Source organism: Bacillus altitudinis 41KF2b (assembly GCF_000691145.1).
In the GTDB taxonomy this organism is placed as follows: Bacteria; Bacillota; Bacilli; order Bacillales; family Bacillaceae; genus Bacillus; species Bacillus altitudinis.
The window spans coordinates 1-15,666 of the sequence record NZ_ASJC01000014.1 but is presented as its reverse complement, the minus strand read 5'-3'; the positions used below and the strand labels follow the sequence as shown (position 1 = coordinate 15,666).

The following is a 15,666-nucleotide window of genomic DNA, read 5'->3' as shown; positions in this document are numbered from 1 at the left end:
GGCTTCTTCTTTGCTTGGAGCTAATGAAAGTGATAGGATATGTATATCTTTAAATTACCTGCTCTTTGTGAGGAGGAAGTTGTGAATAGAATTGAATCTTTTTTGAAAAAACATGATGTTTTCCTTGAAAATACGACAGTCATTGTCGGGGTATCTGGCGGACCAGATTCTATGCTCTTGCTGCATGAACTAAACAAACGTCGAAAAGGTTCCTTTCAGCTGATTGCAGCCCATGTAGATCACATGTTCAGAGGAGAAGAATCCTTTGCTGATTTGGCATTTGTTGAAGCGTACTGTAAAGAGCATGAGATCCTTTTTGAATCGGCTCGTATACAGGTCACCCAATATGCAAAAGAAAACCGCTTAAACAAACAGGCAGCTGCAAGAGAGTGCAGATATGCTTTCTTTCGTCAATTGATGGAACAGTACAACGCTCAATTTATAGCGCTTGCACATCATGGAGACGATCAAGTAGAAACAATGGTGATGAGGCTGACAAGGGGGACTGTTGGAATAGGACTTGCAGGTATGCAAGCAAAGCGCCCTTTTCATGAAGGGTGGCTGATTCGTCCGCTGATTGGATATTCTAAGGATGATGTACTCACTGCTTGCGAAAAAGAACAAGTTCCTTATGTCATTGATCAAAGCAATCACACCGATGACTACTTGAGAAACCGGATCAGAAGACACGTTCTTCCCGTGTTAAAAGAAGAGGCACCTCATGTGCATGAAAGCTTTCAGTTTGTAAGTGACATGCTGACTGAGGATGAGCAGTACTTGCAGGCATTAACAAAGGATCAAATGCATCAAGTCATTACGAATCAAACGCCTAAGCAAATTGAGATCAAAACGAAGCCTTTGCTTGACCTGCCTTTGCCTTTACAAAGAAGAGGCATTCAACTAATATTAAACTATCTTTATGAAAACACTCAATCAGCGTTTTCAAACCAGCATATTCTAGGGACTTTGGACTGGTTATCTCATACTGATCAACCGTCTGGATCATTAGATTTGCCAAAAGGTTTACAAGCTGTCAAATCTTATGATCACTGTATGTTTACCTTTGAACGATCGCTTGTCATAGATCAGTCATATACTCATCATTTACAAGGTGAGCTTGGCGAGGAACTTTTTCTCCCGAATGGACAGTCTATCTTGGTATCAAATCATGTTCCGAAGGATGCACGGAACGGAAACTATTTTTTCTTGCTTCAAAAAGATCATGTTCGTCTTCCTTTGATCATTCGCTCACGAAAAAACGGTGATCGAATCAAACTTAAAGGGATGAATGGATCAAAAAAGGTGAAAGATATATTTATTGATAAAAAAGTGCCTCTTGCAGAAAGAGACAGCTGGCCGATCGTCACTGACTCGGATCATCAAATCATCTGGATCCCAGGTCTGAAAAAATCCGTTTTTGAAGAAATTGATATGACAAACAGCGATCTCATTGTATTACAATATAGACAGCACGAAAATTTGTAGGGGGCAAGCAAAAGCATGAAACAAGATATTGAAAAGATTTTGATCTCAGAAGAAGAGATCCAGCTAAAAGTGAAGGAACTGGGTGCAACATTAACCAGCGATTATGATGGTAAATTTCCCCTGGCTATTGGTGTTTTGAAAGGGGCTCTTCCATTCATGGCAGACCTGATCAAACACATTGATACATATTTAGAGCTTGATTTTATGGATGTATCTAGCTACGGAAAGTCTACCGTATCTTCTGGAGAAGTGAAGATCATCAAAGATCTAGATACTTCTGTTGAAGGAAGAGATATTCTAATTATGGAAGATATCATCGACAGTGGGTTAACTTTGAGTTATCTGGTAGAGCTTTTCCGATACCGTAAAGCAAACTCCATTAAAATTGTGACATTGCTTGATAAACCAAGCGGCCGCAAAGCAGACATCAAAGCAGATTATGTTGGGTTTGAAGTACCAGATGCATTTGTTGTTGGCTATGGATTGGATTTTGCCGAACGTTACCGAAACCTCCCGTATATTGGAGTGTTAAAACCATCTGTTTACGAAGGCTAATGAGCACACGTTTACATGAGGTTATTGGTTGTGTTGGAATGATTTTCTATGATACTATTGAACATAGTTGTGCTTACTGTGGGAGGAGGTAAGGAATGAATCGGGTTTTTCGTAATACGATTTTTTATATACTTATTTTATTACTTGTGATAGGGGTTGTCAGTTGGTTAGGATCCCCTAATCAAAAGCCTGAGAACATGTCTTACAGCAAATTTTCGCAAAATTTAAGTGCGGGAAAAGTGGAGAGTATCTCCATCCAGCCTGTAAGAGGGGTTTATGAAATTCGTGGTCAATTAGATGGCGCGAAGAAAGATGAATACTTCATTACCCACGTTCCAGACGGTCAAGGAGTTGACCAAATTTACAGTGCACTGAAGAATACAGATGTAAAAGTAGAACCAGCACCTGAAACAAATGGATGGCTGCAAGTTCTGACAACCATCATTCCATTCATCATCATCTTTATCCTGTTCTTCTTCTTATTGAATCAAGCTCAAGGCGGTGGAAGCCGTGTCATGAACTTTGGTAAGAGTAAGGCGAAGCTTTACACAGAAGAGAAGAAACGTGTGAAATTTAAAGATGTTGCCGGTGCGGATGAAGAAAAACAAGAGCTCGTAGAAGTGGTTGAATTCTTAAAAGATCCACGTAAATTTGCGGAGCTTGGCGCAAGAATCCCTAAAGGGGTTTTACTAGTAGGACCTCCAGGTACAGGTAAAACATTGCTTGCGAGAGCATCTGCAGGAGAAGCAGGCGTTCCTTTCTTCAGCATCAGTGGTTCTGACTTCGTCGAGATGTTCGTCGGTGTCGGTGCATCACGTGTACGTGATTTGTTTGAAAATGCGAAAAAGAATGCACCTTGCTTAATCTTTATTGATGAGATTGATGCAGTGGGTCGTCAGCGTGGAGCAGGTCTTGGCGGTGGTCATGATGAGCGTGAACAAACGCTTAACCAGCTTCTTGTTGAAATGGATGGTTTTAGTGCCAACGAAGGGATTATTATCATTGCTGCAACGAACCGGGCAGATATCCTAGATCCTGCATTGCTGCGTCCGGGACGTTTTGACCGTCAAATTACGGTTGACCGCCCAGATGTCATTGGCCGTGAAGAAGTACTGAAGGTTCATGCGAAAAACAAACCGCTTGATGATACAGTCAACTTGAAAGCCATCGCAAGCAGAACACCAGGGTTCTCTGGGGCAGATCTTGAGAACTTACTAAACGAAGCAGCACTTGTTGCTGCCCGTCAAAACAAAAAGAAAATTGATATGCGTGATATCGACGAAGCAACTGACCGTGTCATTGCTGGACCGGCTAAGAAAAGCCGTGTCATTTCGAAGAAAGAACGCAATATCGTGGCGTACCATGAAGCAGGTCATACCGTCATTGGACTTGTCCTTGACGAAGCTGACATGGTGCATAAAGTAACGATCGTTCCTCGTGGTCAGGCAGGCGGTTATGCGGTCATGCTTCCAAGAGAAGACCGTTATTTCCAAACGAAGCCAGAGCTTCTTGATAAAATCGTCGGCTTGCTCGGCGGTCGTGTTGCAGAGGAAATTACGTTTGGTGAAGTAAGTACAGGCGCTCACAACGACTTCCAGCGTGCAACAGGCATTGCAAGAAGAATGGTCACAGAGTTCGGTATGTCTGATAAACTTGGTCCACTTCAATTCGGTCAATCACAAGGAGGTCAAGTATTCCTTGGCCGTGATTTCAACAATGAGCCGAATTATAGTGAAGCGATCGCTTACGAAATTGACCAAGAAGTTCAGCGCTTCATCAAAGAAAGCTACGAACGTGCGAAACAAATTCTCACTGAGAATAAAGATAAGCTAGAAATCATCGCACAAGCTCTTCTAGAAGTGGAAACATTAGATGCTGAACAAATCAAATCTCTTTACGAAACTGGAAAGCTTCCAGAGCGTGTATACGCAGATGACGAAGAGAAAAACGATGATGTGAAAGTGAACATCAAGAAAAAAGAAGAAGACGAGGAGATTTAATCTCCTTCTATAAAAAGCTGTCGGGCTCACCGGCAGCTTTTTTTATTTCGAATCATGAATGGATCGGTTTCGAATTGTTTACAAATGGAACTCAATTCGTGTATGGTATGATAGAAAGTCGAAAAATGCTCTTTTTGAGACACTATTCAAAGTGGTGATGAAGTTGTTACTCGTGATAGATGTAGGAAACACAAATACCGTTTTAGGTGTTTATCATAATGGCGATTTGAACTACCATTGGCGGATTGAAACAAGCCGTCATAAAACAGAAGATGAATTTGGTATGGCAATCCGATCCTTATTTGACTATGTAGGGCTGATGTTTGACCAGATAGAAGGGATTATCATTTCTTCTGTTGTCCCGCCAATGATGTTTGCTCTGGAAAGAATGTGCGAAAAGTATTTTCACATTACTCCTCAAATCGTTGGGCCTGGCATGAAGACTGGATTAAACATTATGTGTGATAATCCAAAGGAAGTCGGCGCTGATCGAATTGTAAACGCAGTGGCGGCCATTCACCTGTATGGGGCCCCTCTCATTGTGGTAGACTTTGGAACAGCCACAACCTACTGCTATATCAATGAACAAAAACAATACATGGGTGGCGCAATTGCACCGGGTATTACCATCTCAACAGAGGCTTTATATACAAGAGCGGCTAAGCTGCCAAGGATTGAAATTGTTCGTCCGGATCATATCGTAGGGAAAAACACGATTAGTGCGATGCAATCAGGTATCCTGTATGGATATGTTGGTCAAGTCGAGGGAATAGTGAAACGGATGAAGCAGCAAGCCAAACAAACACCGAAAGTCATTGCAACAGGCGGTTTGTCTACATTGATTGGAAATGAATCAGACTGTATTGATATTGTCGATCCGTTCCTCACATTAAAAGGACTCCAATTAATTTATGAACGCAATCGTGTCGGTGTATTATAGGAGGGTTTAATCAAAATGGATTATTTAGTTAAAGCGTTAGCATATGACGGGAAAGTCCGTGCGTATGCTGCGAACACAACAGATACAATCAACGAAGCGCAGAGAAGACACCATACGTGGCCAACTGCTTCAGCTGCAATCGGCAGAACAATGACAGCGACTGTCATGATGGGAGCCATGCTGAAAGGCGAGAATAAATTAACTGTCAAAATTGAAGGCGGTGGGCCGATCGGAGCCATCATTGCAGATGGAAACGCAAAAGGTCAGGTGCGCGGATATGTCTCAAACCCACAAGTTCACTTTGATTTAAATGAACATGGGAAGCTGGACGTTAGACGTGCTGTTGGAACATCGGGAACGTTAAGTGTTGTCAAAGATATCGGACTGAAAGACCACTTTACAGGGCAAACGGAAATTGTCTCAGGTGAAATTGGAGATGACTTTACTTATTACCTGGTCTCCTCTGAACAAGTGCCATCCTCTGTAGGTGTGGGTGTTCTTGTCAATCCAGACAACTCGATCCTTGCAGCAGGCGGTTTCATCATTCAATTGCTGCCTGGAACTGAAGATGCAGTCATCGAAAGACTCGAAAAGAGATTATCAACCATTGAACCGATCTCTAAACTGATTGAAAAAGGGATGACTCCTGAAGAAATTTTAGAAGAAGTGCTCGGTGAAAAACCTCAAATCTTAGAAACTGTACCTGTCGAATTTTCTTGTAACTGCTCAAAAGAACGGTTTGCCAACGGTATTATCAGCCTAGGGAAAGCCGAAATTGAGGATATGATTGAACAAGACGGACAAGCAGAAGCTCAATGCCATTTTTGTAACGAAACGTATGTATTTACAAAAGAAGAGCTAGAAGAGCTACGTGAAGAAATAACCCGCTAAGCTCTAAGCAGCGGGTTTTCTTTTTAGAATGGAAAGGAGACGAAAGATGAGACTGAAAGCAAGAGTGGTGTGGACATTTATCCTCGTTCTGCTCATGATTAATGCCGTTGTCATTGCATATGTATTAACAAAGTCACAAATGTCGCAGGCTTCTTCAAATGGGAAGAGCGGTGAAGAAATTGCTTCTATTGGGAAAGAGAAAGTCACACGTCAAGAATGGTTAAAGAAAATGGAAGACCGCTACGGAAAGGCAACACTTGAACAAATGATCAATCAGAAGGTAGTCAATCAGCTTGCGAAAGAAAACAAGCTGGAGGTATCTTCAAAAGAGATCAATCGTGAGCTGCTGATGCTGAAAGCGGTATCTAATAATTTCTATGAAGACGGTCATACAAGTGAAAAGGAATGGAAAGAGCAGATTCGTTATCAAATTTTATTAGAACAGCTTCTAACGAGAGATGCGGTCGTTTCTGAAAAAGAAGCCAAATCCTTTTATGAAAAAAACAAAGACTTGTATCAATATGATGACTCATACCGAATTCGCCACATTGTTGTGAAAACAAAAGACGAGGCACAAAGTGTATTAAAAGATTTAAAGGGCGGATCTAGTTTCGAAGCTGTAGCAGCTGAACGATCCACCGATCGATATACCTCTCCTTACGGCGGAGATCTTGGATTTGTCACAGAAGAGCAAGAAAGCATTCCAGCCCTATACATACAAGAAGCCCAAAAGCTTAAGCCAGATGAATGGACGAAAGAGCCGATCGAGATCAAAAATGGTTATGCCATCATACAATTAAAAGAAAAATTAAATGGCCGCTCCTTCTCTTATGAAGAAGTCAAAGATCAGATCAAAAGGCAGATCGCCATGGAAGATCTGGGTGAAAAGGCGAATGTCAAAACCCTGTGGAAAGAAGCAAAAGTCACATGGTTTTACGATGGAGAGCAGGACTAAAAGCATTGACAAAATTTTTCGAAATTGATAATTTAATATTAATACAATAAAATTACTCGGAGATAGAGGTGTTAGTGATGGCTCGTATTGCAAATTCAGTTTTTGAACTAATAGGAAATACACCAGTCGTTAAATTAAACCGTTTAGTAGATGAAGACAGTGCGGATGTCTACTTGAAACTTGAATATATGAACCCAGGCAGCAGTGTAAAAGATCGTATTGCGTTAGCGATGATCGAAGATGCTGAAGCAAAAGGTACATTAAAAGCTGGTGACACACTCATTGAGCCAACAAGTGGAAACACAGGAATCGGTCTTGCGATGGTCGCGGCTGCAAAAGGAATCAATGCGATTTTAGTTATGCCGGATACAATGAGTCAGGAGCGCCGCAACCTTTTACGCGCTTACGGTGCAGAGCTTGTATTAACACCGGGTGCAGAAGGAATGAAAGGTGCCATCAAAAAAGCAGAAGAATTAGCAGAAGAGCACGGATACTTCATGCCTCAGCAGTTCAGCAATGAAGCCAATGCTGAGATTCACCGCCGCACAACAGGGAAAGAGATTCTTGAACAGTTTGACGGCGACCTTGATGCATTTATTGCAGGAGTTGGTACGGGCGGTACGATTACAGGTGCTGGTGAAGTCCTGAAAGAAGCCATCCCATCTATTCAGCTTTATGCGGTAGAACCAACAGATTCTCCTGTACTATCAGGCGGGAAACCAGGTCCGCATAAAATTCAAGGCATCGGAGCAGGGTTTGTTCCGTCTATCTTAAACACAGAAGTATATGACGGCATTATCCAAGTGAAAAACGAAGATGCATTTGAACTTGCAAGAAAGGCAGCGAAAGAAGAAGGAATCCTTGGTGGTATATCTTCAGGAGCAGCCATTTATGCAGCGCTTCAAACAGCGAAGAAGCTTGGTAAAGGGAAAAAGGTTCTAGCGATTATTCCAAGTAATGGTGAACGTTACCTTAGTACGCCGCTTTATCAATTTGATTAAACAATACACCCCAGCATTTGCTGGGGTTTTTTCATGAATTCTGAAGATGGAAAGCAAATACTATTTTCTAATTAAAATGGATTGCATTACAATAAGATTAATGAAAATAAAAAAGGATGATTACATGACACAACGTAGGCCGATGGGCATCAAAATTCCTTTTACGAAAGATGCATTCTTGAAACGATACGAACAATTAACGGCTCATGAATCACATCACGTCCTTCTTGAAAGTGCACGTGGCGGAGAATACAGTATTGCCGGCATTCATCCGATCGCTAAAGCGAAAGGGAAGGACGGGATGACCACCATCCATTATCAGGGTGAGGTGTTTTTCAAAGAGGGAGATCCTTTCAGGGCATTTGCTGATTGGTTTCAAACCCTTCAAACCGAAACGAACGACGAATACCCTGACTTCCAAGGTGGAGCGATTGGATTTTTAAGCTATGATTACGCAAGATATATCGAGCATTTTAAAATGCTGTCCATCGATGATTTGAAGACGCCTGATTTGTATTTCCTCGTATTCAATGATGTCGCTGTCTTTGATCATAAAGAAGACGTCCTCTGGCTGATGACTCATACAGAAGGAGACGAACCTGTCAGTGAAGTTCATCAAAGACTCGAAGAATTAAAGCAAAGCTGGACAAGCACATCAGAAGAATTAGCACATTCACCTGTCAACGTGTCTTCTTCGGAATGTGTACCTGCTGCACCTTTTACTGAAGAAGCTTTCGGGGAAGCTGTAGAAACGATTAAACAATATATCGCGAACGGTGATGTGTTCCAAGTGAACCTATCGATTAGACAAGATGGACAGCTTCATACCCACCCATATCATTTATACAAAACATTACGTCACGTGAATCCATCTCCATATATGTCATATCTGCACACGCCAGATTTCCAAATTGTCTGTGGATCTCCAGAGCTGCTTATTAAGAAAAAAGGCATTCAGCTCGAAACAAGACCGATCGCTGGCACAAGATCAAGAGGCAAGGATGATGCGGAAGATCAAGCGCTGGCAAAAGAACTCATTGAAGATGAAAAAGAACGCGCAGAACATGTGATGCTCGTTGATCTTGAGCGGAATGATCTTGGACGAGTGTCTACTTATGGCTCAGTCAAGGTGAACGAATTTATGGCCATTGAGAAATATTCACACGTGATGCACATTGTATCAAATGTCCAAGGGGAGCTGCGTGATGATTGTGATGCAGTAGATGTCATGAGAGCTGTATTCCCAGGCGGCACGATTACAGGTGCGCCAAAAGTGAGAACAATGGAAATCATAGAAGAACTTGAGCCGACAAGGCGTGGGCTTTATACTGGATCTATAGGCTGGTTTGGATTCAATCAAGATATGCATTTTAATATCGTTATTCGTACGGCTTATTGTACAGGGGGCAGAGCCTTCATGCAGTCAGGTGCAGGCATTGTCATCGATTCTGTACCAAAGCACGAATACAAAGAATCGATTAAAAAAGCCTATGCAGTGAAAAAAGCATTACAGTTGAGCAAAGAAGAGACTATTTTGAGTTAGAGGTGAGCAGAGTATGATATTAATGATTGATAATTACGATTCATTTACGTACAACCTGGTCCAGTATTTAGGTGAGCTTGGGGAAGAACTGATTGTAAAACGAAACGATCAAGTCACCATTCAAGAAATCGAAGAGCTCAAGCCAGACTTCCTGATGATTTCTCCAGGACCTTGCAGTCCGGATGAAGCAGGAATTAGTATGGAAGCGATCAAACATTTTGCTGGGAAGATTCCGATCTTCGGTGTCTGTTTAGGTCATCAATCCATTGCACAAGTATTTGGTGGAGATGTCATTCGTGCGGAGCGGTTAATGCATGGGAAAACATCAGAGATTGAACATGACGGCAAAGGTGTCTTCACGGGACTCCAAAATCCGCTCGTCGCAACGAGGTATCATTCATTAATTGTTAAAGACGAGACGCTGCCGGAGTGCTTTGTCAGAACAGCGAGCACAAAGGAAGGCGAACTCATGGCCATTCGCCATAAAGAACTTCCGATTGAAAGTGTTCAATTCCATCCAGAATCGATTATGACGTCCTTCGGTAAAGAAATGCTCAGAAATTTCATTGAAACCTATCGTAAAAAGGGGAATGAAGTAAACGCATGATCATTTACCTGAACGGTCAGTATATAGAGGAGAAAGACGCGACTCTTTCTCCTTTTGATCATGGTTTTCTATATGGCATCGGTGTATTCGAAACATTTACCTCTCTAGCAGGACAAGTCTTCTTGTTAGACTGGCATCTTGAAAGGCTCAATCAATCATTGCGTGACCTTTGCATCGAATCCACAATAGAGAAACCATTTGTACTCGACATCATTCATACATTATTCAAACAAAATCAAATAACGGGCGGTCATGCGAGGATCCGCTTCAATGTTTCTGCGGGCAGAGGCAATGGATTTTCTGCAGACCCTTATGAGGAGCCTGTTGTTTTTGTGATGATCTCCCCATTCCGGCCTGAATCAATAGTAGATGAAAAACAGGGAATCATTCTTGATACAAGAAGAAACACACCGGAAGGTCCAAGACGGCTCAAGTCGCATCATTACATGAACAACCTGCTGGCGAAAAGAGAAGTAGGGAACGACCCGTCGGTAGAAGGGATCTTTTTAACAAAAGAAGACGATGTGGCAGAAGGAATTACGTCAAATCTATTTTGGCGAAAAAAAGATGTGATCTATACACCTTCACTTGATACCGGTATTTTAAACGGGGTTACCCGTCGATATTGTATCGAAACGCTGCAAGCTTCGGGGATCCCACTAATAGAAGGAAGATATCCACTTTCACACTTGCTCTCAGCTGATGAGGCGTGGATGACCAATTCGGTTCAGGGAATTGTGCCTTTTAAAAATATCGGAGACACCGTCCTGCAAAACCACAACCGAACGATTTCGACCAAGCTGAGAACAGAATATACAAAAGCACGTCTAGACTATAAAGAGTAGGTGGACACAATGACACAACAATTGATAAAACAGCCTAAAATCATACAAGCCAAGCACCATACCCTTAGTTATGAAGAAAAGACATTGGTCATGGGCATTTTAAATGTCACACCGGACTCTTTTTCAGATGGAGGAAAATTCAATCAAATGGATAAAGCGCTGGCTCATGCAGCGCAGCTCATAGAAGATGGGGCGCATATTATTGATATTGGCGGTGAATCGACTCGGCCGGGAGCGGCACTTGTCTCAGAGCAAGAGGAGCTTTCAAGGGTCATTCCTGTCATTGAGAAGATCACAAAAGAATTGGACATACCTATTTCTATTGATACGTATAAAGCCCATGTCGCAGATGAGGCAGTGAAAGCGGGAGCCTCAATCATTAATGATGTATGGGGGGCGAAAGCTGATCCTCAAATGGCGCATGTGGCAGCGAAGCACAACGTGCCAATTATCTTAATGCACAATCGACCAGAGCGGAATTACACCCATCTGATTTCAGATATGATTGCAGATCTGAAAGAAAGTGTTCAAATTGTAAAACAAGCGGGTGTCCGTGATGACATGATTATATTAGACCCTGGTGTAGGATTTGCGAAAAATAAAACTGACAACCTCATGGTCATGAATGAACTTGAACATTTTTGCCACCTTGGATATCCGCTGCTTCTAGCAACATCCCGCAAACGATTCATCGGTGCAGTTTTAGACCTGCCGCCTGAAGAACGTACTGAAGGAACGGGTGCGACGGTCTGTCTTGGGATTCAAAAGGGCAGCGCGATGGTCCGAGTGCACGATGTAAAAGAAATCGCAAGAATGGCAAAAATGATGGATGCCATGCTGAATAAAGGAGGCGCTTATCATCGATAAAGTATATGTAAACGGAATGGAATTTTACGGCTATCACGGTGTATTTGCAGAAGAGAATAAACTAGGCCAGCGCTTTCGTGTGGACCTAACAGCTTCACTTGATTTAAGTAAGGCAGGACAAACGGATGACCTAAATGAGACCATCAACTATGCTGAGCTCTACAACATCTGCAAAAATATTGTAGAAGGAGACCCAGTGAACCTCGTTGAAACGCTGACGGAAAGAATTGCAAATCAAGTGTTAAAGGACTTTTCGACAGTTCAAGAATGTACAGTAAAAGTAATCAAACCAGATCCGCCAATTCCAGGACACTATCAGTCCGTTGCCATTGAAATGACGAGATCACGCGCATGAACAATACAGCATATATCGCTTTAGGCTCAAACATAGGAAAAAAGGAAACCTACTTAAAAGAAGCTGTCAAAAAACTTCACGAACATCCAGGTGTTCAAGTTGAATCCATTTCATCTATATATGAGACAACACCTGTAGGCTACGAGAATCAGGATGACTTCTTGAACATGGCTGTGAAGATTTCCACCTCGCTTCGTCCTGAAGAACTTCTATCACTGACTCAGAACATTGAGCAGGAGTTAGGCAGAACAAGAGAAGTGAGGTGGGGTCCACGGACAGCTGACCTTGACATTTTACTTTATAATCGTGAAAATATTGAAACAGAACAACTTGTAGTGCCGCATCCTAGAATGTACGAACGTTTATTCGTTCTTGTTCCGATGAGTGAGATTTGCCCAGAAATCGGCGAAGCCCAGATAAACGCCGTAACAGACCAAGAAGGTGTAAGCATATGGAAAAAGACATGTGGGGTAGAAGAATTCGTGCATACCGAAAGCTAAAAGGGTATACTCAGGAAGGGTTCGCCAAAAGACTAGGCATCTCTGTCTCTGTCTTAGGGGAAATTGAGCGAGGCAATCGATTACCAACAAACCAAATGGTTGGTCAAATAGCAGATGCTTTAAATATAACGGTGGAAGAACTTTCACCAATACTTGAAGAGGAAAGGAGGGGACTAGATGTTTAAAATCGGAGATATCGAAATTAAAAACAAAGTAGTGCTCGCACCAATGGCTGGTGTGTGTAACTCTGCTTTTAGACTCACGGTGAAAGAGTTTGGAGCGGGCTTAGTCTGCGCTGAAATGGTCAGTGACAAAGCGATCTTGATTAATAATGCCAGAACGATGGGCATGCTGTACATTGATGAACGTGAAAAACCGTTGAGCCTTCAGATATTTGGGGGAGAAAAGGACACGCTCGTAGAAGCGGCCAAGTTTGTAGACCAGAATACAACGGCGGACATTATTGATATTAATATGGGGTGTCCTGTACCAAAGATCACGAAATGTGACGCAGGAGCGAAATGGCTGCTGGATCCAAACAAGATTTACGAAATGGTATCCGCAGTCGTAGAAGCTGTAGATAAACCTGTTACGGTGAAAATGAGAATGGGTTGGGACGAAGACCATATTTTCGCTATCGAAAATGCCCGTGCTGTTGAACGAGCAGGTGGACAAGCGGTTGCGCTTCACGGACGGACACGTGTGCAGATGTACGAAGGAACAGCGAATTGGGATATTATAAAAGAGGTCAAACAATCTGTTTCCATTCCAGTCATCGGCAATGGAGATGTCAAAACCCCTCAGGATGCAAAACGTATGCTTGATGAAACGGGTGCAGATGCTGTCATGATCGGAAGAGCCGCACTAGGAAACCCGTGGATGATTTACCGGACGGTTCATTATTTAGAAACGGGTGAACTAAAAGAAGAGCCTAATGTGCGTGAGAAAATGTCTGTGTGCAAACTTCACTTAGACAGACTCATAGACCTGAAAGGCGAGCATGTGGCTGTCAGAGAAATGAGAAAACATGCAGCATGGTACTTAAAAGGTGTCCGAGGCAATGCAGATGTAAGAAACCAAATCAATCAAAGTGAAACGAGAGCGGAGCTTGTAAAAGTTCTAGATGACTTTACGATCGAAGCCGAGGCAAAAGAGCTTCAAAGAATAAAAGTAGGATAAGACTATCTTTCTTTTTGTAGCTCACTGCTAGTGCACGTACTGGCAGTTTTTCTGCTTTTCTCTGCAAAATACATTATTGGAGTGATATAAATGAGTAATGAAGGGCTTAATAACGAAGAATTAAATGATCAATTCCAAGTAAGACGTGACAAAATGAATAAAATGAGAGAAGAGGGTATCGATCCATTCGGTGAACGATATGACCGTTCTCATCAATCTGCACAAATTATTGCTGAATATGACGAGTTTTCAAAAGAAGACTTAGAAGAAAAAGCAGCTCAAGTAACAATTGCTGGCCGTATGATGACAAAGCGTGGAAAAGGGAAAGCTGGCTTTGCACACATCCAAGACTTAGAAGGACAAATTCAAATCTATGTACGTAAAGATAGTGTAGGAGAAGAAGCTTACGAATTATTTAAAAGCTCGGACCTAGGCGATATTATCGGTGTGACGGGAACCGTATTTAAAACGAATGTAGGAGAACTTTCAATTAAAGCGACTAGCTTTGAGGTTCTTACAAAAGCACTTCGCCCGCTCCCTGATAAATATCACGGACTAAAAGATGTAGAACAACGCTATCGTCAGCGTTACCTTGACTTGATTGTCAATCCAGAAAGTAAGCAGACGTTCATCATGCGAAGCAAAATCATTCAATCAATGAGAAGATACTTAGATTCAAAAGGATACCTAGAAGTTGAAACACCAACAATGCATAGCATCCCTGGTGGTGCATCAGCGCGTCCTTTCATTACTCATCACAATGCACTTGATATGCCGCTTTATATGCGTATTGCGATCGAGCTGCATTTAAAACGTCTGATTGTCGGTGGTCTAGAGAAAGTATATGAGATTGGCCGTGTATTCCGTAATGAAGGTGTATCGACTCGTCACAACCCAGAATTCACTATGATCGAGCTGTATGAAGCATACGCAGACTACAAAGACATCATGAATCTGACAGAAAACCTGATTGCTCATATTGCCCAAGAGGTGCTAGGGACAACAACCATTCAATATGGAGAAGATGAAATTGATCTCAAACCTGAATGGAAGAGACTTCATATGGTTGAAGCGGTCAAAGAAGCAACAGGTGTAGACTTCTGGCAGGAGATGTCTGTTGAAGAAGCAAAACAGCATGCGGCTGATCATGGTGTTGAAATCACGAAAAATATGACAGTAGGTCATATTATCAATGAGTTCTTCGAGCAAAAAGTAGAAGAAACATTGGTTCAGCCTACATTCATTTACGGACACCCAGTGGAGATTTCTCCATTAGCTAAGAAAAATCCTGAAGACCCGCGCTTTACTGATCGCTTTGAGCTGTTTATCGTACGCCGCGAGCATGCAAATGCATTCACAGAGCTAAACGATCCGATCGATCAAAGAGAACGCTTTGAAGCTCAATTAAAAGAACGTGAAGAAGGAAACGACGAAGCACATCTAATGGATGACGATTTTGTTGAAGCGTTAGAATACGGTATGCCTCCAACAGGTGGTCTAGGAATCGGAATCGACCGATTAATCATGCTTTTAACAAATTCTCCATCAATCAGAGATGTACTGCTTTTCCCACAAATGAGAAACCGCTAATACATCAACCAAAGCGCCATTTTATTTATGGCGCTTTCTATTTTTCATAAAATGAAACTTTTTTTAAAAAAACTATTGCAAGGAAAGAATCCAGATGGTATATTATTATTCGTTGCCGCAAAACAGCAACGAGGTTGAAAAAAGAAAATGAAAAAAGTTCTTGACTTCAACCGAAGCGAAATGTTAAGATATTAAAGTCGCTTACGAGCGATAAAGAAAATGATCTTTGAAAACTAAACAAGACAAAACGTACCTGTTAATTCGAGTTTTTATAAAAAAATCCTATGATATTTCATAGGTAGTCAGTCAAACTGGCGAAAAACAAAACTTCGGTTTTGAACTTTTTCGGAGAG

The 15,666-nt window shown here is 42.0% G+C and carries 15 protein-coding genes and 1 pseudogene; all 16 read left to right on the top strand.

Features of this window, described 5'->3' with window-relative positions; genetic code table 11:
- Nucleotides 1–81: 81 nt before the first annotated feature.
- Nucleotides 82–1,504: pseudogene (gene tilS, locus BA79_RS16675) on the top strand (tRNA lysidine(34) synthetase TilS).
- A complete protein-coding gene (gene hpt / locus BA79_RS16670; protein ID WP_007496175.1) occupies nt 1,501–2,040 on the top strand; it encodes a hypoxanthine phosphoribosyltransferase in 540 nt (179 codons plus the stop codon). Before tilS ends, hpt begins: the two are co-directional and overlap by 4 nt.
- A 95-nt stretch (nt 2,041–2,135) precedes the next feature.
- Nucleotides 2,136–4,040: an ATP-dependent zinc metalloprotease FtsH gene (ftsH, locus tag BA79_RS16665; RefSeq protein ID WP_035704054.1), complete on the top strand. Its 1,905-nt coding sequence runs from the start codon at nt 2,136–2,138 to the stop codon at nt 4,038–4,040.
- Nucleotides 4,041–4,203: 163 nt separating this feature from the next.
- Nucleotides 4,204–4,980, top strand: coding sequence for a type III pantothenate kinase (locus BA79_RS16660; RefSeq protein ID WP_008341820.1), 777 nt, complete (start codon nt 4,204–4,206; stop codon nt 4,978–4,980).
- 15 nt (nt 4,981–4,995) lie between these two features.
- Nucleotides 4,996–5,871 carry an Hsp33 family molecular chaperone HslO gene (gene hslO / locus BA79_RS16655; RefSeq protein WP_007496169.1) on the top strand — a complete coding sequence of 292 codons (876 nt, stop codon included), beginning with the start codon at nt 4,996–4,998 and terminating at the stop codon, nt 5,869–5,871.
- A gap of 46 nt (nt 5,872–5,917) precedes the next feature.
- Nucleotides 5,918–6,826 carry a peptidyl-prolyl cis-trans isomerase gene (locus tag BA79_RS16650; RefSeq protein WP_035391546.1) on the top strand — a complete coding sequence of 303 codons (909 nt, stop codon included), beginning with the start codon at nt 5,918–5,920 and terminating at the stop codon, nt 6,824–6,826.
- Between the two features lie 77 nt (nt 6,827–6,903).
- On the top strand, nt 6,904–7,827 hold the full coding sequence (cysK, locus tag BA79_RS16645; protein ID WP_008341814.1) for a cysteine synthase A: 924 nt from the start codon (nt 6,904–6,906) through the stop codon (nt 7,825–7,827).
- A gap of 124 nt (nt 7,828–7,951) precedes the next feature.
- Nucleotides 7,952–9,370: an anthranilate synthase component I family protein gene (locus BA79_RS16640; protein WP_035704051.1), complete on the top strand. Its 1,419-nt coding sequence runs from the start codon at nt 7,952–7,954 to the stop codon at nt 9,368–9,370.
- A gap of 13 nt (nt 9,371–9,383) precedes the next feature.
- Nucleotides 9,384–9,977, top strand: coding sequence for an aminodeoxychorismate/anthranilate synthase component II (pabA, locus tag BA79_RS16635; RefSeq protein WP_008341810.1), 594 nt, complete (start codon nt 9,384–9,386; stop codon nt 9,975–9,977).
- On the top strand, nt 9,974–10,822 hold the full coding sequence (pabC, locus tag BA79_RS16630) for an aminodeoxychorismate lyase (protein ID WP_035704048.1): 849 nt from the start codon (nt 9,974–9,976) through the stop codon (nt 10,820–10,822). Before pabA ends, pabC begins: the two co-directional genes overlap by 4 nt.
- 9 nt (nt 10,823–10,831) lie before the next feature.
- A complete protein-coding gene (folP, locus tag BA79_RS16625; RefSeq protein WP_035391541.1) occupies nt 10,832–11,689 on the top strand; it encodes a dihydropteroate synthase in 858 nt (285 codons plus the stop codon).
- Nucleotides 11,682–12,044: a dihydroneopterin aldolase gene (gene folB / locus BA79_RS16620; protein ID WP_035704045.1), complete on the top strand. Its 363-nt coding sequence runs from the start codon at nt 11,682–11,684 to the stop codon at nt 12,042–12,044. The genes folP and folB overlap by 8 nt, the downstream gene beginning before the upstream one ends.
- Nucleotides 12,041–12,544 carry a 2-amino-4-hydroxy-6-hydroxymethyldihydropteridine diphosphokinase gene (gene folK / locus BA79_RS16615; protein WP_007496156.1) on the top strand — a complete coding sequence of 168 codons (504 nt, stop codon included), beginning with the start codon at nt 12,041–12,043 and terminating at the stop codon, nt 12,542–12,544. Before folB ends, folK begins: the two co-directional genes overlap by 4 nt.
- A complete protein-coding gene (locus tag BA79_RS16610; protein ID WP_017366448.1) occupies nt 12,496–12,729 on the top strand; it encodes a helix-turn-helix domain-containing protein in 234 nt (77 codons plus the stop codon). The genes folK and BA79_RS16610 overlap by 49 nt, the downstream gene beginning before the upstream one ends.
- Nucleotides 12,722–13,723, top strand: coding sequence for a tRNA dihydrouridine synthase DusB (gene dusB, locus BA79_RS16605; protein ID WP_035704043.1), 1,002 nt, complete (start codon nt 12,722–12,724; stop codon nt 13,721–13,723). The genes BA79_RS16610 and dusB overlap by 8 nt, the downstream gene beginning before the upstream one ends.
- A gap of 90 nt (nt 13,724–13,813) precedes the next feature.
- On the top strand, nt 13,814–15,313 hold the full coding sequence (gene lysS / locus BA79_RS16600) for a lysine--tRNA ligase (protein WP_025206611.1): 1,500 nt from the start codon (nt 13,814–13,816) through the stop codon (nt 15,311–15,313).
- Nucleotides 15,314–15,666: the final 353 nt, after the last annotated feature.